The following is an 18,785-nucleotide window of genomic DNA, read 5'->3' on the forward strand; positions in this document are numbered from 1 at the left end:
ACCTGTCTCGCGACCACTCCGGCGGTGCGACCGTCGCGCAGACGCGACAATGGCGCCGTCGTGCACGCTGACTGCAACAGAGGGGGATTCTGTGCAGTCGGCCACCGCAAGGCGATCGGCGCCTACGCTCGAGGACGCAAGACGGTCGCCCACGATCAAACGTGGTCGACCATCGCGGGTAGTCGAAGCCGACCGCCACGTGGCCCGTCTACCGGTCTGGGAACCCGGTGGCTGTCTTCGCTGTGGCGACCGCACACCTGACGCCGCGTCGTCCGCGACACCTCGAGCCGGTTCGATGTCGCCGCTACTGGGTATCCCGCCGGCACCATCGCCAGTCCGGAGAGGAGGGGGACTATCTGATGGCGAACGAGGACACCGGCTCGATCACCGGCACACGCGACAAGGACTGCAACCTGATCTGGTTCGTCGAGGCGTCACTGAGGAACGCGCTTCGGATGGAGACCTACGTCCAGGACGCCGAACGCGACGGCGACAACGAGCTCGCCGAATTCTTCACAAGAGCACAGGCAGAAAGCCGCAAAGGCGGCGAACAAGGCAAAGCCCTACTGTCCGAATGCCTTTCCCGCTCCGGCAGCTGAGCGGACGCCGGAACGTGGCGGGGTTCAGCGAATGCCCGTCGCTTCCTGCGCGATCGCGGCCAGACGGGTCTGAGCTGCCGAGACGACGCCGTGGCGGTTCTTGTGCGCCTCCTCGTACGCGAGGATCGCCCGGACATCGGCCGCCTCGGTCAGCTCCTTCACCTCGGCGACTGCCTCCGAGACGTTCAAGTCGTCGTAGTCGGCGATCGGCAACTCGCCGGGCGTGAGTGCACCGGTGGTGGTGCGGACGCTGTGCAGGGCATCGGCGATCGTGTCGGCGCCCTCGCTGCGGGTGACGTGTTCGGCGCGTTCGAGGGCGGCGTTACTGCTGGCAGTGATCGTTTTCGCGGCGATATCGCCGGCGTGCGCCCCGCGGCCGAGTAGCCGGTCGATCCGCGGCCCGGTGGAGCGGGCCGCGTCCATCGCCCGGTCCAAGCCCTTCGCCGACCACGACATCGGGGTGTTCACCAATCGCACCGCGGCCCCGGTAGCGGCCTGCATCGGTGTCCTGCGCAGGGCGGCGGGGCCGCCGAGTGCTTCCTCCGCGAGGACCGTCGTCAACCACTCCACGGTCGCCGAATGCGCGATGATCAGCCGCTCCGCCAACTGCACGACGCCCGGATCGTGTTCGGCGGTGGCCAGGGCTTTCAGGTACCGGGCCCGGTCGACGAGCTGATGTTCGAGTGCGAGGTCGCCGAGCAGTGCTTCGTCGAACGGCTGTGCCTGTTCGGTGACCGTTTTGACCGCTGACGCGGCGCGTCCGAGGAGCGGCCCGACCAGATCCGGGAGACCGCCCAGCTCACGCAGGGCCCGCTCGATCGCGTCCGCCCGTTCGCGCGCGTTGTCGGTGTTACGGGCCAGCTCGGTGGCCACGGCCTCCGTGCGGGCCTGCGCCCTGCGGGTATCCGCCACCTGTATCTCGGTGTTCGTCAGGTCGAGAATCGTGCGCAACTGCGTGATCAGGGTCGATGTGTCGGGCATAGCAGGCTCCGTTCCAGGGTCGATGGTCATTTCCCCGCCGCGCTTACCCACAAGTCGACCGCACCAACCGTCACGGTCAGCTCAGCCCGCGACCGTCCCCTCGTACCGGTGCACGACGTACGCCTCCGCATCAGCGACAGGCCCGCTGTTCACCCACCGCGGATGCTCACACGACTCCCGCGTGGCTGTCAGCGACCGCCACGTACTACGCGCAAGGCGGTCGATCTCCGGCTGCGGCACCTCCCGCCGCTCGACGACATCGAACCCGATCGTCTTCTGGTTCACACCCATGCCCGCCACCCTAGGCGGCACCGACGCGCTCGCCGGGGCCTTCTCCGAACCCATGCAGGCTCGTTACCGGACAGTGCCGTTGAGTCGTCAAGAGACATTCAAGTGTTTTCCCACAACGGATTTCAACAATCTGGTAGCAACCCAGACGCGCTGCAGCCTCGACGACTCGTCGCCCTGGCCCATGCCCGCCGCTAGGTTCTGCGAGAGTGCGATCGCCCACAGCCCTCGGCGATTACGGGGCCGATCGCACTCAACCAGAGGCGGGCCGAGCGACAGTACGGGACAGGGCTTGATTGTTCGCATGCCCTGTTCGCATGCCCTGCGTCCGATGGCCGCCCTGTCCGCGCCGTACTGAGCTGTCGAACGGGTGTGCGGGATGGCCAAACCGGTCCGTATCCGGCCGGCGTCGAACCACCTGTCACCGCGTTCGGTGAGCAGCGCTTCGCTGCCGTGGTACGAGTCCAGGCGGTGTGCTGGCGCGACTACGGTCGGCCTACCGAAATGGCCCGCCACATGGAGTGAATCAAAGATGCTAGGTGAGAATTGTCGGCCCTCAGCCCACCAGGCCATGCATCGTGACCCGTCGAGAACAGGCACCGTAGTCGCTCAGTGCCCTCTACTCGACACAACGAGCGCATGGGACCCGGCAGCTCGTAGGATGACGATCCTTGCGTTGGACAGCGGTCAGTGGTCATTCGCGTGGGTTCATGGATGGCACCACGTCGTGCCCGGGCTGAGGGTCGCGTTCCGGGAGCATCCCGGAGGAGCGCGATTCCCGACGTTTTTCCCGCTAACGCCGACTCCGGGACGGTGAAACGGTGCGGGTTCACTGCCGGACGGTCCGGTGATCGAGAAGGGGACGGCGCCTAATGCCCTCGTCCTTGCGCTTCTGGTGGTCCTCAATCGGATGCAACGCAGTCATCAACTGTGCCCCCGGACCGATGTACGGCGAATGAAAGCGAAATCACCTCTGTCGCAGGGGCACCGAGGTCGGGATGAAGCCCCAGAACAAACCAAACCGCCGGCGCTCTAGCCGCATCCGCGGATGCCCAGTCCCCCACCACTACGTCGGTGGAATCCGAACGGCTGCTCGGCCTGCTCGGCGCGGTGGACTGGCGGGGATCGATAATTTGGCTTGATAGCACTTGTATTGAAAGAAAGCGAGTTACACAATAGGGACATGGGCGCAGACGGACCCCGCGCTGCATCGGTCTCCGCGAGGACTAGACAGTACGACTCGACGCTTCGACGACGTCAGGCCGAGGAGACTCGGCGCAGGATTCTCGATGCCGCCACCGCTCTGTTCAGTGATCGCGGTTGGTCCGCCGGGATGCGCGACATGGCAAGCGCGGCGGGTGTGTCGTTCGAGACGGTGTACGCCAACTTCGGTTCCAAGCCGGGACTGCTGAACCAGGTCCTCGACGTGGCGGTGGTCGGCGACGATCAGCCCGTGGCCCTGATAGACCGCCCGGAGTTCGCCGCACTCGCCCATGGGACACACCGGGAACGTGCCGCGGCGGCCGCGTCGTTGGTCACCGGAATAAATGGACGCACCATGGGGCTGATGCGGGCGTTGCGTGAGGCGTCGGCCGTGGCGCCGGCACTCGCGTCGAGGCTGGAGGACGAGCGGCGCCGCCAGCGCATGACTGTGCAGGTAGCCGGGGCGTTGATGACGGGCCGTGACTTGAGCTCCACCGAGAGCGATGGGCTCTGGGCCGTGATCACGGTGGAGGTCTACGAGCTCCTGACCGGCGGCGCCGGTTGGAGCCCTGGGCAGTACGAGGATTGGCTTGCCGGAGCCATCACCAGGCTCCTGGCTCTGGAAGAGTGAAAGGAGAGGGCCATGGAGACCAACCTGCATGAGCCCGCCGACATACGAAGCATGGGGATCGTCCACAGCGCGCTGCGCCGGGACCTGGAACGAACCCGGATGGTACTCGAGACCCAGCCGTACCCGGACGGGAGGCGTCGCCGTAAGCTCGCGGCGCACGTGCTCTGGATGATGCGATTCCTGCACATTCACCACACTGGCGAGGATGTCGGACTGTGGCCGCTGATTCGGTCCAGAAATCCGGCGGCGGGTGCGCTGCTCGACCAGATGGACGCAGACCACAAACGGATTGCCCCGGCGGTCGCCGCCCTGGAGGAGGCCGCACACGCCTACCGTGACAACGGGTCCGCACGCGAAGAGTTGCTCGTCGCGCTGGCCGGATTGGGCGACGTCCTGCTGCCGCACCTGCGGCGTGAAGAACTCGAGATGATGCCGGTCGTCGCCGCCACCATAACCACCGCCGAGTACCTCGCCGTCGAGCACGAGCACTTCGTCAAACCGAAGACCTTCACGGAACTCGGCGCTGAAGGGCACTGGGTCATCGACGGGCTCGAACCGGATGACCGCGAGGCGATCTTGCGCTTGGTCCCGGCCGTGCCGCGCTTCGTCATCCTCCACGGCTTTGCCCGGAGCTACCGTCGTAAAGCCGCCCTGCTGTGGCGTGACGGACCAGCGGCTGCGGTGCCGTCGCTCAACCTGTCACTGATGGAGGACCGTCCCCGGTAAATCCACTGGCACGGGCGCGGGGGCGCTCGTTGACGTGGCGGCCCGCGCGTCAGTCCGCTGCATGCTCGGCCCGAGCACCCCGACCGCGTCGAGGACATCCCGAAGTGCGGCGCGGCGCGCGACCAGGTTGGCGAAGTGGCCAACTGGACTCGCTTTGTGGACCGTCAATGCTGTTGGCACTTCCCGGAGTCCTCCGCCTACCGAAAGACCGCGATACGGTGCGATGTGCCCGAAATTGCGAGTCGGCGTCGAACCCAGCCGGCCGCCTCGGTCAACTCCCTCATCTCAGCGACCGCCGCCGAGACGTTCAACTCGTCATAATCCGCGATCGGCAAGTCGTCCGGCGTGAGCGCACCGGTGGTGGTCCGGACCCCGTGCAGCGCGTCGGCGACCACATCCGCGCCCTCACTGCGCGTGACCTGCTCGGCACGGGCAAGGGCGGCGTCCCGGCTGGCGGTGATCGTCTTCGCGGCAATGCCGCCGGCGTGCGCGCCCCGCGGCCGAGTAGCCGATCTGTCCGCGGCCCGGTGCCACCAGATGCTCTGCGGTGAGCGACATCTCGGACAGCAGGTGGCTCGACACCAGAACGGTGCGCCCCTCCGCCGCGAGGCTCTGCATGAACTTGCGGATCCACACGATGCCCTCGGGGTCGAGACCGTTGACCGGCTCGTCGAACAGCAGCACCTTCGGGTCGCCCAGCAGCGCGCCGGCCAGGCCGAGCCGCTGCGACATGCCGAGCGAGAATCCGCCGGCCTTCTTGTTCGCGACCTCGCTCAGGCCCACCAGGCGCAGCACCTCATCGCCGCGCGACGCAGGCAGCGAGTTGGCAGCGCCGAAAATCGGTGGCGTTGGTACGGCCGTTCTCGGTAGAACCGGGCCGTGAGGACGACAGTGCAACTTGAAGATCTGGGTCGACAGAACTGGGAGGAAGTGTCCGAACTCGACGTCGCTGACGATCAGCGCGGGTTGATTGCCTCGAACCTGTACTCGATTGCCGAGAGTCGGTTCCTGCCCGGCTTCTTGACCCAGGCAGTGGAATTCGAGAGCGACATCGTTGGGTTTGTCATGTACGGTCCGGATCCCGATGACGGTCACGTCTGGCTCTACCGGTTGATGATTGACCACCGCTTTCAGCATCGGAGGCTGGGCCGTGCGGCGGTTCGCGCGGTGATCCGTCAAGTCCACGAGGAACTCCGAGCGCAGGTACTACACCTGGGGGTAGCCCCCGAGAATTCCACTGCCATGTCACTCTACGAATCATGCGGATTCTTGCCTACCGGGCAGTCCATCGGCAGGGAAGAGATTCTGCAGCTGCAGATCGTCCCCGAAACCATCTGACAACCGGGGGAAACACGGTAAGGCGGTCGAGGTCGAGCACGATCTCCGCCACAGACTTCGGACCGCCTCCTCACCCGAGCCCACTCCCTCCTACACAAGAAAGTGACCTGAAGGACGTCCGCGATCGGTACATTCCAGGCAAGCTGGCCACCTGACCGAAACAAATGCCAACTTCTATGACCATGATCGCACCCTGCCATCGCCACATTGGTTGTCACACCGCAGGTCAGAGCTTCGGGAAATGACAACTACGGTGGCGATTCACACCTCCTGTCGCCGCGCGCCCCTCCGCGCGTCGCGGCCTTCTTCGCTGGATACGCTGATGCGTGCCGTCCGTCCCGGGCAGCACGGGAACCTAGATACCGTGCGAATCGGGGTCGGTGTCGTGGATGCGGTGTTCTGTTGGTTGGAAGTGGCGTGGCGGCCGAGGCCTGATGCGCGCTGTCAGGCGGCGAAGTCCATATCCATCCAGTGAATCCAGTGGCCGGACTCGTCCTGTCGCTCCCAGCAGGCCGTCATCGACGAGTTGTCCTCGGACGTCCGGAGCGTGCTGCGCATCCCTTCGCCCAGGAACGTCCACGTGCCGTCCGTGTTCAGGCGTGCGGTCATCGTCCCGAACGTCCCGGAGCCGTCGAATGCCCGCATGGTGTACGTGTCGGTCTCGGTGTCGTGGTCGCCGATCAGCTCAAGGGCCTGTACATGGTCGTCGCCCATCATCACGTCGACACGATGGATGACCCACATACCGCCGGCCATCCACTCGTACTCGTCGGTGCCGGCGATGGTTGTCACCACCTCCTGCCCATACTCGTCGAACACCGTTCCCGACGTCCTCCACCGTCCGATGACGCTGTCGAGCGGACGCATCGTGTCTGCGGTAGCTGTCATTGTTGGTCCTCTCGTAATCCGCAACCCCGGGCGCCCCTGACCTCCCAGCCTTGCGATCGTTCCATTTCCTCAGGCGCTCCGCGCCCGAAAGGCAATAGTCGACTGCTCGCACAGATAGACCGGCGGCCGCACGAGAACTCATCGGACCGGGCCCTGCTTGGGCGGGTTCACACGGTCGTCGCAACACTCTCGATGTGAGGGGTTGCGGCGACCGTGTCGTTTTCGGAGGACTGTGCTCGGTTCGGTGATCGGTTGGTGGGTTTGGTTGATTCCGGTGTGTCGGTGAAGGATGCCGCGGCGGCGTTGGGGATTGCGCGGCAACGGTGTTACTCGATTCTGCGGGCGACCGGACGCCCCGCAGGTCGGTCGCGTGGCCCCCGCCGTGCGGTCGATCGGCGGCAGGTCGCGGCGGTGTTCACCGTGACCGGGTCGATCAACCAGGCGGCGAAGTCGTGCGGGGTGTCGCATTCGGTCGCCCGGCGGATCCTGGTGGCCGAAGGCCTGGTCGACGAGGCGAAGGCGCCGGTGGGCAAGGCGGAGGCCAGACGCCGGTTCCTCGAACTCGTCGGGTCGGGTTGGTCGGTCAGGCGTGCCGCCCGGGAGGTCGGGGTCCACGAACGCACCGGACGGGACTGGCGTGACGGCACCCGCAAGGTCGGCAACAAACGTATCCACCGCGACGGGACGGTCGTGGACTACGGCCGTGGTGCCCGATACTCGGTGCCTGTGACCACGCCTCGCGGGGCCGGCCCCGCCACGATCAGCGGCCGGTATCTGTCCTTGCCGGACAGGTTGGCGATCGCGGACGGGTTGTTGACCGGTCGGTCGTTGCGGGCGATCGCGGCCGGGATCGGCAAGGACGTTTCGACGGTCTCGCGGGAGGTCCGCGCCCGCAGTATCGCGGGAACGTATCTGCCCTATCAGGCCGACCGGGCCGCGGCGGCCGCTCGTGCCCGGCCGAAACAGTCCAAACTGGTCACCAGCCAGGTGTTGCGTGAGGCGGTGACCGACGGGCTGTCGCAGCGGTTGTCTCCCGAACAGATCTCGCACCGCCTGGTGAAGGACTTTCCGGACGACGAGAGCATGCGAGTGAGCCACGAAACGATCTACCAGGCACTGTATTTCCAGGCCCGTGGCGGCCTCAAACGTGAAGTGCAGCAGACGCTTCGGTCTGGGCGAGCGAGGCGGATACCGCGCCGCGCCCCGGATCGGCGCACCCACCGGTTCGTCGACCCGATGATCATGATCAGTGACCGGCCAGCCGAGGCCGACGACCGTGCCGTGCCGGGCCACTGGGAGGGCGACCTGATCATGGGTGAAGGCAACAAGTCCGCGATCGCCACGCTCGTCGAACGCTCATGCGCCACACCGTGTGCGACCGGCACTTCACCCCGCGCCTGGAGTGCCTCTCGTGCGATCGTCCCGTCGGCGCCCGCGACGTGGTCGCCGAGATGGGACCGAGCGGCGGGTGGACCCGCAGCGTGCCCGCAGCCTCGAGCCGACGGCGATCGAGCGGCGCCGCGCGTCCGCCGCGGGTGCTGCCGCAGACGATGGACCTCATCGGCAACCGGTGGTCGGCCGCGATGCTCGGTTCCGCGCTGTTCGGCGCGCACCGCTACAGCGAGTTCGCCGAGCGGATACAGTCGTCTCCCACGATCGTGGCGGACCGACTGCGCACCTTCACCGAACTCGGCGTTCTGCGTGAATCGCCCAGCACAGAACGTGCCGACCGGGTGACCTATCACCTGACCGAGAAGGGTCGGGCGTTCTTCCCGGTCGTGGTGTCCATGATCGCGTGGGGCCAGCGGTGGTTCCCTGCCCCCGAGGGCGATGCGATCACGTTCACGCACACCACATGTGGTGACCGGTTCAGTCCGGGGTTCGCCTGCAGCGAGTGCGGCAAGGTGCTGGAATCGCGGGAGGTGACGGTGGAGTCTCGAACCAATGATGTCCGCCGTGAAGATCTGCGAAACGCCTATTGACCTTGTCGCCACGAAGAAGCAGCATGGCCCCGAACCTGGCTCAATCCAACGGAAGATGCGGCGTCGTTCCGCGGGAGCGAGAGGTCGCTGTCGAATTAGTGACCGTGCTGGAGTGCTGTCAGCCGAAGCTGGATCGGTGGCATGAGGTCCGCGATGCCGGCAATGTATCCGGGGAGGATCATTTGACGCGATCGTGATCCGTGGAGGCGGTCGAACAGGAGTCCTTCGAGCAGACTCACGAAATCGCGCCACGCAGAGTCGGCAAGACCCATTGTGGGCACGCCACCATCGGACAGGTCCAAGCCGACCTAAAGAATTCGGCCCTCGCGCACCTCACCTCTGGCAGGTTCTCCGCCAACCGGGCGTGGCTGGTTCTTGCGGCCATGACATTCAACCTCACTCGCGCCGCCACCATCGCAGGCCACCACTGCGACGATTCGATAAACTCTGATCACGATGCACGCCCGGATGGGACTGCTGCACGATCAGGTGAACCGTCTCGGGTTTGATGCCGCCCCTATGCTGGCGACAACTCCGGTTGGAGGGTCGATGGCTGAGCGTAGTAGATCGCCTCGAACTCGTCGGGTGTGATGTAGCCGAGGGTGCTGTGCAGTCGGCGGGTGTTGAACCAGTCGACCCACCCCATCGTGGCGAGTTCGATGTCGTCGATCGTCTTGATCGGCCCTGTCAGGAACGGGCTGCGTTTGGAGACGGCCTCGGTCTTGAACAGGCCGATCGTCGACTCCGCCAATGCATTGTCGTATACGTCTCCAGCACTGCCGATTGACGCCACAATCCCCTCCAGCACAAGGGTTTCCGCGAGGGCGATAGACGTGTATTGACTGCCGGCATCGCGGGGGCACCCCCTGCACGAAGTGCTTGGGGGCGGGTGAATCAAACCGTCGGCCACGGCATGGCCACCGTGGTCCCGGCGCCACAACGCCATCTTCAACGCCGTCGTGACCATGGCCGTGTCCTTCACACTCGAGGCGTGCCAACCGACGATCGCCCGGGAGAAGCAGTCGATCACGAACGCCACGTAGACGAACCCCGCCCAGGTCCGGCAGTAGGTGAAGTCGGTGACCCATTTCCGGTTCGGAGCCTCGGCGGTGAAGTCCCGATCGAGCAGGTCCGGGGCTCGCCGACTGGCCTTGCCACCTGGGATCGTGGTCCGATGCCGACGGCCGCGGACGATGCCGGACAGGCCCTCGTCCGTCATGAGTCGGTCGACGGTGCAGGCGGCGACCTGATGGCCATTACGTCGCAGGTGGGCGGTCATCTTGCGGCGCCCGTAGAGCCCTTCGGCTGTGTCGACAGTGCCGAGTAGCGCGTTCGTGAGGTAGGCGTCCGTCACGACCCGCGCCGACGGTGGTGTGGTTTTCCAGTTCCGGTACGTGCGCGGGGCGACCTGCACTCCTTGCGCGGTGAGCACTCGGCAGATCGACTCGACCCTGTAATTCTGTGCACGCATTTCGTCGATGAACTGGCAGATCAACGGCGGCGAGGGTCGAGTTCCCTCGCGAAGAAAATCGAAGCCGATTTCAGGATCTCGTTGGCCTCCTTGAGATCTCGAACCTCGCGCTCGAGTTCCTTGATCCGCTTCTGCTCCGCGGAGGTGGCTCCCGGCAGCTGAGCACTGTCGACCTGGGCCTGCTTGGTCCAGTTTCGAAGAGACTCCGGGCCGATGCCAAGCTTCGGGCCGATGGCCTGGCAGGCGGCGTGGAGGGACCGATACTCGTCGAGGTGGTCGAGGACCATCTTCACCGCACGCTCACGCTGCTCGGCCGGGTAACGCTTGGGCATGATCTGCATCCTTCACAAGAAAGGAAGCGGCATCAAACCCGAGACGGTTCATCCAGACATCGTTCGCGTACCAGCGCTCCCGCGTGCGATCGAGCCACGCCAGCGAACCCCGCTTGTACGGCGGCGCGAGATCCGCGCCACTACCGCGGTGCGCATCGCACAGACCCACCACAGACCCTCCAAAAGCGCTGAACGCCTCGATATACGAGGAAGAGTCACCACGAAGCTCCTTCACTGGCAAAAGTAGCCGACCGAGCACACAGTGCACCCGAGACGCCAGTGAGCCCCGCCGCTGTGCAACGAAGCCCGACCGGAGGCTGCGGTCGTCGTCAGGGCGGCGGCCACGGCGGGACTGTCTGATTAACGGTTGATCCGGTATCTGGCCGACACGCCAAGCGCAGCTTGGCGGGGAGGCAAAATCATGACGGAAACACTCGATCCCATGGATCAGTCGAAGATCGATCACCAGAAGTTGGCGCAGCAACTGCTGGCGCAGGCCAAGGCCGATGGTGTCGAGCTGGTTGGCCCGAACGGGCTGCTCAACCAGTTGACGGCAAATGTCCTCGAAACGGCGCTCGAAGCGGAGATGGACGAGCACCTCGGATACGAGAAACACCAGGTCGAAGGCCGCGACGGAGGTAACTCACGTAACGGCGGCCGGACGAAGGCGGTCCTGACTTCAGATCGGGCCGGTGCAGATCCAGGTGCCGCGGGACACCGACTCGTCGTTCGATCCGCAGATCGTCAAGAAACGCCAGCGACGGCTGACCGGGGTCGACGAGATCATTCTGTCGCTGTCGGCGAAAGGTCTGACCGCCGGGGAGATCTCCGCCCACTTCGACGACGTCTACGGAGCGTCGGTGTCGAAGGACACGATCAGCAAGATTCCCCCGAGCACTTCGTGCAGGGAGGTGCCCCCTCCGCCAAGGTGCTCGCCGAGATGGCGGAATGGGCCGGGCGGCCACTGGATTCGGTGTATCCGGCGGAAGTTCATCGATGCCATCCACGTCAAGATCCGCGACGGGCAGGTCACCAACCGGCCCGTCTACGTGGCCATCGGCGTCACCGTCGACGGGCACCGCGACATCCTCGGATTGTGGGCCGGCGACGGCGGCGAGGGAGCCAAATTCTGGCTCGCCGTGCTGACCGAGATCAAGAACGGGACTGCTGCATGGATAGGTGACATCTGATCTGTGGTGCCGGGAGGCACTGCTGGAAGGATGTACCCCGTGCCGAAGCCGTACCCCAAAGAGTTCCGCGACGACGTCGTCCGCGTAGCCCGCAACCGAGAACCGGGTCAGCAGCTCAAGCAGATCGCCGCCGACTTCGGGATCAGCGAGTCCTGCCTGGCGAACTGGATGAAGGCCGCCGACGTCGAAGACGGGATCAAGCCCGGAACCACCGCCAGCGAGAATGCCGAGCTGCGCGAAGCCCGGAAACGGATCCGGCTGCTCGAACAGGAGAACGAGGTCCTGCGTCGGGCGGCGGCCTACCTGTCGCAGGCGAACCTGCCGGGAAAATGATCTTCCCCCGCAAGCGGGAGGTGCCCCCACCGCTCGTCCGTGAACTGGCCGCCGACGGCATCCCCGTCGCGGCGGATGTGCCGGGTCCTGGGGATCGCCCGCCAGCCCTACTACCGGTGGCTCGCCGAGCCGGTGACCGCTGCCGAACTCGACGAGGCGTACCGGGCCAACGCCCTGTTCGACGCCCACCGCGACGACCCCGAATTTGGTTACCGGTTCCTCGTCGACGAGGCCGCCGACGCCGGCCAGACGATGGCGCCGCGCACCGGCTGGCGGATCTGTTCGGAGAACAAGTGGTGGAGCTCGTTCGGCAAGAAACGCGGCACCAAGCACGTCCGTTCCGGCCCGCCGGTCCACGACGATCTCGTCGCCCGGAACTTCACCGCCGATGATCGGAATCTGTTGTGGCTCACAGATATCACCGAGCATCACACCGGTGAGGGCAGGCTCTACCTGTGCGCGATCAAGGACGTGTACTCGAACCGGATCGTCGGCTATTCGATCGACTCGAGGATGAAGGCACGTCTCGCTGTCGACGCTCTCCATTCCGCCGTCGCCCGCCGGTCGGCGGCAGGGGATCTGGTGGCCGGATGCGTGGTTCACAGCGATCGCGGATCGCAGTTCCGTTCACGGAAATTCGTCCACGCCCTCGGCCGGCACGCGATGGTCGGATCGATGGGCAGGGTCGGCGCCTGCGGCGACAACGCCGCGATGGAATCGTTCTTCGCCCTGCTGCAGAAGAACGTCCCAGGCCGCCAGCCATGGGCGACCCGTAACGACCTTCGGATCGCGATCGTCACCTGGATCGAACGGACCTACCACCGCCGCCGACGCCAAGCCAGGCTCGGCAAATTGACCCCCGTCGAATACGAGACCATCATGACCACACCAGCCACTCAGGCTGCGTGACCGAACCTGTCACCCGATCTTGCAGCAGTCCCAACCGCGGCACCGGCGATGTCTGCATCGTGGTGTGTGACGGACTCAAGGGCCTGCCCGAGGCCATCACCACCGTCTGGGACCGGGCGATCGTCCAGACCTGCGTGATCCACTTGCTGCGCAACACCTTCCGCTACGCGTCACGCAAGCATTGGGATGAGATGAGCCGGGATCTACGGCCGATCTACACCGCGGTCAACGAGGCCGCGGCCAGCGAGCGGTTCGACGAGTTCGCCGCCAAATGGGGCCCACGATATCCGGCGATCATCCGACTGTGGCGCAGCGCCTGGAGCGAATTCGTTCCCTTCCTCGACTACGACCCGGAGATCAGACGCGTCATCTGCAGCACCAACGCCATCGAGTCGATCAACGCGAGGTACCGGCGCGCGATCCGCGCCCGCGGGCACTTCCCGACCGACCAGGCCGCCCTCAAATGCCTGTATTTGGCGACCCGGGCACTGGACCCGACAGGGACGGGAAGAGCACGATGGGCGATGAGGTGGAAGCCGGCACTGAACGCGTTCGCCATCACGTTCGAGGGCCGGATCACCCCGAGTGAGAACTAAACCGATGCGCCAGAACCGGATCCACCGGAAATCTGACACTCCCACAGGAACGGCACGAAGAACACCCACGAATCCGTCAGGGCCACATCCATCCCAGTTCCGGGCTCCCGTTATCGAGAGACGCCGCGGGACTTCGTGAAGGTGTAGTCGGAGGACTTGATTCGGAGTGTCTTCTTCCAGAAGTCGACGGTGGATGACGGCCACAGCAGGGTGTTCTCACCCGTTCGGGGATCCAGGTACCAGCTCGTGCAGCCGCCGGCGTTCCACACGGTGTGCGACATCTGGGCGTTCAACCATGCACGGAACCGTTCTTGGGCCTGTGCAGTGACCTCGATCGGCCCGCGTCGCCGGGCTTCTTTGATGGCGGCGATCGTGTACCGGACCTGTCGCTCGATCATGAAAACTTGGGAGTTGTGCCCGAGGCCGGTGTTGGGTCCACAGAGAATGAAGAAGTTGGGAAACCCGTTCACGGTTGTGCCGAGGTAGGCGTTCATGCCGTTGGCCCACGCTTTGTCGAGCAGCATGCCGGTGCGGCCGATGATGTCGACCTCGGCGAGAGCATTTTGGGCGTCGAACCCGGTGCCGAAGATGATGCAGTCGGCATCGATGACCTCACCCGTGTCGGTGATCACCGAAGTTGCGGTGATCTCCCGGATGCCTTCGGTGACAAGGTTGACGTGCGGCTTCATCAGGGCTGGGTAGTAGTCGCTGGAGATCAGCAGGCGCTTGCAGCCCAGGGTGTAGTCGGGGGTTAGTTTCGCACGTAGCTCGGGGTCGGGAACCTGGCGCTCAAGGTGCTTTCGTGCATAAGCGACGGTCTTGTCGTTGTCGCTCGCGACGTTGGTGAAACCTTCGGCTCGTTCCTCGTGCTGCCAGTACAACCTTGCGCGCCGGTACCACTTCAGGAAGGGAAAGCGGCGGAGCTTGCGCTTCTCGTCCTCGTCGAAGGGGCGGTCAGCCTTGGGCATGATCCAGGGGGCAGAGCGCTGGAAGATGGTCATGGAAGCGACCTGGTCGGCTATGGCTGGCACGAACTGGATGGCGCTCGCTCCGGTGCCGATGACCGCGATGCGTTTGCCGGTCAGGTCGTAGTCGTGGTTCCACTGTGCCGAATGGAAGGCGGTGCCGGCGAAGTTCTCAAGACCGGGGATGGCCAGCGACTTGGGGCGGTGCAGAAGTCCGACGGCAGAGACGAGATGGGTGTACTCGTATCGTTCGCCGTTAGCAGTTGTCACGGTCCATGTCTGTCGCCGTTCGTCCCATTCGGCAGCGGATACCCGTCGACCGAATCGGATCCTTCCGGTGAGACCGCGACGGTGGGCGAAGGTCTCCAGGTACTCGAGGATCTCTGGCTGGGGAGCGAACAGGTGGGACCAGTTGGGGTTCTGGTCGAAGGAGTAAGAGTACAGCGGCGAGGGGATGTCGCAAGCGCAGCCGGGGTAGGTGTTGTCGCGCCAGGTGCCGCCTACGCGGTCGGCGTGCTCCAGGATCAGCCAGTCGGAGATTCCGGCGTCCTCGAGCTTCGCGGCGATGGCGAGCCCGCTGAAGCCTGACCCGATGATGAGGACCGATCCTGTGGCGGCGGCCTCAGGAGCTGGCGCTGCGCTGGACGGCGCGGAGTGGGTATTCATGAAGGCTCCTCATAGCGTGTCGATCAATCGATCGACACGCTACGGCGTCGGACCGGCTTCCCGCAACTGCCCTTGTGCGATGGGGCTGCATCGCTGTAGTCCTCTGCAGCGATCGATCGATCGACACAATGCATAGAGACGCGACCAAGGAGTTGTAGACGACGAGGGTCCCGGGAAACCCGGTCAACCCACGCGATGTGGAGCAGTCCTCCGGGACGCGCTCTTGTCCGCGATGCTTGCGGTGACGGTCGCTGCTCACGGGCCACACCCCGCAATCCTCGACGCCGGCGTCTCGTTCACCTATAACCAGTTCGATCAACGAGTGCGCGACACGACCTTCGCTCTCCAGGGCGTGAAGGCGGGGGCCGGGTTGCTATCGTGCTGCCGAACTGCGGGGAGTATGCGGTCACCTACTTCGCCCTTAAGGTCGAGAGCGCCATCGCCGTGCACCCAGACGTCGCGATGGTTGCGGTATTCGGTCACCCTGACGACTTGTTCGGCGAGCGCGTCTTCGTAGCGCTGGTTCCTGAGCCGGGCTCGCAGCCCACTGAGGGATCGCTGAGCACCTGGGCCGCGCAGCGTCTGGCCGACTACAAGGTGCCAGTGGAATGGCAGTTCCTCGACGAGATGCCGTTGAACGCCAGCGGCAAGATCTTGAAGCGTCAGCTGCGCCAGACAACGCCCACAGTGGCACCATGATCAGGCACGCATCGGGGCGCTCTGAGGTAAATGCGGGCCTATGGACACGGCCTCGAAGAGGATCACACCGCGATGCCTGTCGCCGGCCACGTTCCACGCGTCCTTGGCGTGTGGGACGAATCCCTCTACCGGTCCGCGCCCAACAACCGTAGGACGAGCCAGACGTAGCTTTCGACGAGCGCGTCCCTGGTCAGCGTGCCCCGCGGGGTGAACCACTCGCGGACGCCGTTCAGCATGTCGAGCACGGCCATGGTGGCGACGGCGACGTCAGGGACGTCGAACTCCCCAGAGTTGACGCCTTCCTTGATCGTGTCCCGTACCGCGTCGTGGTAAGCGGACTGGAGACGGATGCCTTCCCGCTGCTGATCCGCGTCCAGGGCACTACGAATGGGGTTGCCGACGAGAAGCTCCGGGCGCCGGTCATCACTGAACTCGATGTGCTTACGCACGGTCCGCCGGATCCGCTCGGTCGGCGCTAGCTTCTTGTCGCGCAGGATCTCGTCCGTCGCCGCCACGAAGTCCGTCATGAACTGCGTGACGATTGCGTGCAGAACCTCTTGCTTGTTCTTGAAATGGTGGTACAGCGTCGAGGATGAGATATCGACCGCTTCTGCGATGTCGCGGATGGAGGTGGCGGCATATCCGCGCTCGTAGAAGAGCTTCGCGGATGCGGCCATGATCTGACCTCGCAGCACCGGCCCTTCGTCCAGGGAACGCTTGCGAGCCACCCGAACCCCTTTCCTGACGTCACGATCGCCTGCCGATTGCTGGCGGCAATGTTGGGAAGATTATCCCGCGGCGCCGTCAGCGCCGATCGGTCGCCTGGCGGCTCTGGTCGCGCGGCACGCGGACAGTCCCGGATCGGCCTGCATCCCCAGATGTGAAGACCGAGCCGGATTCATGGCCGGCCCGTCCTCAACGGTCTATGAGAGTACCGCCTAACCGCCAAGTCCGGCCTCCGGTAGGTCTCGGGGAAGCAGTAGCGCAGAGACGAGTGCGATCGCTGCCATCGCCGCTAGGTAGAGCGAAACGGAGACCGTGGTTCCTGTCCGCGCCAGCAGGGCCGTGGTGATGAAAGGAGTGCTGCCACTGATCAGAATCGAGGCGCTCTGGTAGAGCAGAGTCATTCCGGAAGAGCGGACATGCGCCGGGAAGAGCTCGGTGATGTAGGCCGCGGCTGAGCCGTAGGCCACAAAGGTGGCGATACCCACCAGCACCATGTCCCCCGTGTTGATGATCCAGAAGACCGGGAACGCCCAGGCCTGCATCAGCACGTTGCCCAGAATGGCGAGTGGTCGTCGGCCGTAGCGGTCCGAAGCCACCGTGCTGAGGTACATCGTTGCCATCCTCAGTGTCGTCGCGAGCAGAACCGTCAGTGGTACGCGTTACGTGGGAGGCCGAGCACGGTGGTGCCGTAGGAAAGGATGCCTGCCATCACGGTGTAGGAAACCGCGTTGATCGAGAACGGCAAGGACGACTCCGCCGAGCGGGTGGGCGATGAAGCCCGCCAGACGGTGGCAAAGGACAGCAGGACCTGCTTTGACGGACGCGGCGGGACAGAACACGGGTCCGAAGACGAGCGCTGCGGCGGTGCCCTAGAGAAGGAGTCATACCACTCCAAGGCACTGCTCAGCAGGCCGGCGGCCATGAGCTTGTGCGGCAGATGGGTTGATGCGTTGTGAGGTACGGCGGGCATGGGGACTCCGTACACACGGGTCAGCGGGCGTGTGTCGATTGATGATCGACATCAGCGTGACGCGAACAGCATGTGGCGCGCATCACTTCGTCAAGCGCCCCACTCGGCAATCCCAGACCTCAACCCACGTCGTGGCGGCGGTCACATTTTCTTCTTGACGCGACTCCGGGGGGGTGGTTTGATGTGATGTCGATCAACTGATCGACACGCTGGATCTTAGGTCCGGCCGACAATGCGGAGGTCTGAGTCGTCTTGCTGAACAACATTTCCGAGCGCACCTGGTCCCCTCTGCCTCGTCCCGGCACACGGGTTCTGCTCACTGGCGCTGCTGGGGGGCTTGGCCAGGCTCTGAGCGCCGCGCTGATCGAGGTTGGAGCTCACGTCGTCGGCGTCGACCGCGTGTCTGAGACGACAGCGGAGGGTCAGGTCATCATCGAGGCCGATCTGACTAAAGGCGATGAGGTCGGCAAGGCGGTCGCTGATGCCGCCGAACGATTGGGCGGCATTGACGCGTTTGTCGGCGCTGCCGGGGTAGTGGACACGATTCACCGAGCGGCGGCTTTCCCCGGGGAAGCGTTCCAGGCCGACGTCGAGGTGAACCTCACCGGCCAGTTCCGAGTGGCTCAGGCGGCCTACCCCTACCTGCGCGAGGCCGAGAACGCAGCCATTGCCTTCGTTACCTCCCAGGCGGGCCTCGATGGCTTGCCCGGGCAGGCGTCGTACGCCGCGGCCAAGGCCGGCCTGGTCGGCCTGACGGCCACACTGGCGACCGAGTGGGTCAGCGATGGCATCCGCGTCAACGCCGTCGCGCCCGGCCTATTCGACACCCCGAAAGTGCTCGCCATGCCGGCCACCGCGCGTGAGCGGATGCTCTCCGGCGTTCCCATGCACCGCACCGGAACTCTCGACGAGGTGGTCGGTCCAATCCTCTTCCTGCTCTCCCCCGCCGCGGGATACGTCACGGGCCGCACGCTTCGCCTCGACGGTGGAGCGGGGCTCGCCCTGACCGGACTCTTCCGCTGAGCGCCATCTGCATCTTTGTACGACCGAGCACAACCCTCAGCAAGGAGCATTCCTCCCATGTACTACATCGGCTTTGGTATCGGGCCACGCGGCGGTTGGTCGCCACCGCGGGACACGGCGACGCGTTGGCGTTGATGCGTGGCCAGGGGCGTGCCGCCGGTCGATCCATCGAGGAGGTCTTCTCGGTACATGGCGCGTCTGCCCGAGCCGATCACCGTGCGAGGAGCCGTGCTCGAAGTTCACGAGCGGCGACCGGCGCCCTTGCCGAA

General features: G+C 65.1%; 17 protein-coding genes and 5 pseudogenes. 13 read left to right on the top strand and 9 right to left on the bottom strand.

What is annotated here, in order from left to right; translation table 11 throughout:
* The first annotated feature begins 359 nt into the window (after window positions 1-359).
* Window positions 360-599 carry a hypothetical protein gene (locus tag J2X34_RS04490; RefSeq protein WP_114723575.1) on the top strand — a complete coding sequence of 80 codons (240 nt, stop codon included), beginning with the start codon at window positions 360-362 and terminating at the stop codon, window positions 597-599.
* 24 nt (window positions 600-623) lie between these two features.
* On the opposite strand, the gene J2X34_RS04495 is transcribed toward J2X34_RS04490, so the two are convergent.
* Both J2X34_RS04495 and J2X34_RS04500 read right to left on the bottom strand, forming a co-directional pair.
* The gene (locus tag J2X34_RS04495) at window positions 624-1,580 is read right to left on the bottom strand and encodes a ferritin-like domain-containing protein (protein ID WP_429516219.1); all 957 of its coding nucleotides are present in this window, start codon (window positions 1,578-1,580) and stop codon (window positions 624-626) included.
* 81 nt (window positions 1,581-1,661) lie between these two features.
* On the bottom strand, window positions 1,662-1,871 hold the full coding sequence (locus J2X34_RS04500) for a hypothetical protein (protein WP_147283566.1): 210 nt from the start codon (window positions 1,869-1,871) through the stop codon (window positions 1,662-1,664).
* A gap of 1,279 nt (window positions 1,872-3,150) precedes the next feature.
* On the opposite strand from J2X34_RS04500, the gene J2X34_RS04505 reads away from it, so the two are divergent.
* Both J2X34_RS04505 and J2X34_RS04510 read left to right on the top strand, forming a co-directional pair.
* Window positions 3,151-3,702, top strand: coding sequence for a TetR/AcrR family transcriptional regulator (locus tag J2X34_RS04505; RefSeq protein WP_429516422.1), 552 nt, complete (start codon window positions 3,151-3,153; stop codon window positions 3,700-3,702).
* Between the two features lie 12 nt (window positions 3,703-3,714).
* A complete protein-coding gene (locus J2X34_RS04510) occupies window positions 3,715-4,428 on the top strand; it encodes a hemerythrin domain-containing protein (RefSeq protein WP_429516220.1) in 714 nt (237 codons plus the stop codon).
* 405 nt (window positions 4,429-4,833) lie between these two features.
* Here the strand turns inward: J2X34_RS04510 and J2X34_RS04515 are convergent, their stop codons facing one another.
* Window positions 4,834-5,565: an AAA family ATPase gene (locus tag J2X34_RS04515; protein ID WP_429516221.1), complete on the bottom strand. Its 732-nt coding sequence runs from the start codon at window positions 5,563-5,565 to the stop codon at window positions 4,834-4,836.
* Between J2X34_RS04515 and J2X34_RS04520 the strand changes: the two genes are divergently transcribed.
* On the top strand, window positions 5,461-5,766 hold the full coding sequence (locus J2X34_RS04520) for a GNAT family N-acetyltransferase (RefSeq protein ID WP_174910367.1): 306 nt from the start codon (window positions 5,461-5,463) through the stop codon (window positions 5,764-5,766). The two genes, J2X34_RS04515 and J2X34_RS04520, sit on opposite strands and share 105 nt — an antisense overlap.
* A gap of 444 nt (window positions 5,767-6,210) precedes the next feature.
* On the opposite strand, the gene J2X34_RS04525 is transcribed toward J2X34_RS04520, so the two are convergent.
* Window positions 6,211-6,654, bottom strand: coding sequence for a hypothetical protein (locus tag J2X34_RS04525; RefSeq protein ID WP_429516222.1), 444 nt, complete (start codon window positions 6,652-6,654; stop codon window positions 6,211-6,213).
* A 525-nt stretch (window positions 6,655-7,179) separates the two neighbouring features.
* On the opposite strand from J2X34_RS04525, the pseudogene J2X34_RS04530 reads away from it, so the two are divergent.
* The 3 genes and pseudogenes from J2X34_RS04530 to J2X34_RS04540 all read left to right on the top strand — a co-directional run.
* A pseudogene (locus J2X34_RS04530) lies at window positions 7,180-8,013 on the top strand (IS30 family transposase); the annotation flags it as partial.
* Entirely contained in the window at window positions 8,013-8,636 is a 624-nt protein-coding gene (locus tag J2X34_RS04535; RefSeq protein WP_429516223.1) for a winged helix-turn-helix transcriptional regulator, read from the top strand. The pseudogene J2X34_RS04530 and the gene J2X34_RS04535, both read left to right, overlap by 1 nt.
* 263 nt (window positions 8,637-8,899) lie before the next feature.
* Window positions 8,900-9,052: pseudogene (locus J2X34_RS04540) on the top strand (IS1380 family transposase); the annotation flags it as partial.
* A gap of 101 nt (window positions 9,053-9,153) precedes the next feature.
* Here J2X34_RS04540 and J2X34_RS04545 read toward each other — a convergent pair.
* Window positions 9,154-10,439 (bottom strand): IS3 family transposase gene (locus J2X34_RS04545; RefSeq protein WP_429516224.1). Its coding sequence is split into 2 segments (ribosomal slippage): window positions 9,154-10,166 and window positions 10,166-10,439, totalling 1,287 coding nucleotides; the frame shifts between segments, so codons are not numbered across the junction.
* Window positions 10,440-10,881: 442 nt separating this feature from the next.
* On the opposite strand from J2X34_RS04545, the pseudogene J2X34_RS04550 reads away from it, so the two are divergent.
* From J2X34_RS04550 to J2X34_RS04565, 4 genes and pseudogenes are all read left to right on the top strand, one after another.
* Window positions 10,882-11,061: pseudogene (locus J2X34_RS04550) on the top strand (transposase); the annotation flags it as partial.
* Between the two features lie 70 nt (window positions 11,062-11,131).
* A complete protein-coding gene (locus tag J2X34_RS04555) occupies window positions 11,132-11,629 on the top strand; it encodes a transposase (protein ID WP_429516225.1) in 498 nt (165 codons plus the stop codon).
* 39 nt (window positions 11,630-11,668) lie between these two features.
* Window positions 11,669-12,871: pseudogene (locus tag J2X34_RS04560) on the top strand (IS3 family transposase).
* Between the two features lie 32 nt (window positions 12,872-12,903).
* Window positions 12,904-13,467, top strand: a pseudogene (locus J2X34_RS04565) (IS256 family transposase); the annotation flags it as partial.
* Between the two features lie 110 nt (window positions 13,468-13,577).
* On the opposite strand, the gene J2X34_RS04570 reads toward J2X34_RS04565, so the two are convergent.
* A complete protein-coding gene (locus J2X34_RS04570) occupies window positions 13,578-15,098 on the bottom strand; it encodes a flavin-containing monooxygenase (protein WP_429516226.1) in 1,521 nt (506 codons plus the stop codon).
* A 378-nt stretch (window positions 15,099-15,476) separates the two neighbouring features.
* Between J2X34_RS04570 and J2X34_RS04575 the strand changes: the two genes are divergently transcribed.
* Window positions 15,477-15,797: an AMP-binding enzyme gene (locus J2X34_RS04575; RefSeq protein ID WP_429516227.1), complete on the top strand. Its 321-nt coding sequence runs from the start codon at window positions 15,477-15,479 to the stop codon at window positions 15,795-15,797.
* A 125-nt stretch (window positions 15,798-15,922) separates the two neighbouring features.
* Here J2X34_RS04575 and J2X34_RS04580 read toward each other — a convergent pair whose 3' ends face one another.
* The 3 genes from J2X34_RS04580 to J2X34_RS04590 form a co-directional block, all read right to left on the bottom strand.
* Window positions 15,923-16,525: a TetR/AcrR family transcriptional regulator gene (locus J2X34_RS04580; RefSeq protein WP_429516228.1), complete on the bottom strand. Its 603-nt coding sequence runs from the start codon at window positions 16,523-16,525 to the stop codon at window positions 15,923-15,925.
* Between the two features lie 210 nt (window positions 16,526-16,735).
* Window positions 16,736-17,173, bottom strand: a complete 438-nt coding sequence (locus J2X34_RS04585) for an MFS transporter (RefSeq protein ID WP_429516423.1) — start codon at window positions 17,171-17,173, stop codon at window positions 16,736-16,738.
* Window positions 17,170-17,493, bottom strand: coding sequence for a hypothetical protein (locus J2X34_RS04590; protein WP_429516229.1), 324 nt, complete (start codon window positions 17,491-17,493; stop codon window positions 17,170-17,172). The genes J2X34_RS04585 and J2X34_RS04590 overlap by 4 nt, the downstream gene beginning before the upstream one ends.
* Window positions 17,494-17,745: 252 nt before the next feature.
* Between J2X34_RS04590 and J2X34_RS04595 the strand changes: the two genes are divergently transcribed.
* Entirely contained in the window at window positions 17,746-18,516 is a 771-nt protein-coding gene (locus tag J2X34_RS04595; RefSeq protein WP_429516230.1) for an SDR family NAD(P)-dependent oxidoreductase, read from the top strand.
* Window positions 18,517-18,785 lie beyond the last annotated feature (269 nt).

The sequence above is a fragment of the Rhodococcus sp. BE178 genome (assembly GCF_050433545.1).
GTDB lineage: Bacteria > Actinomycetota > Actinomycetes > Mycobacteriales > Mycobacteriaceae > Prescottella.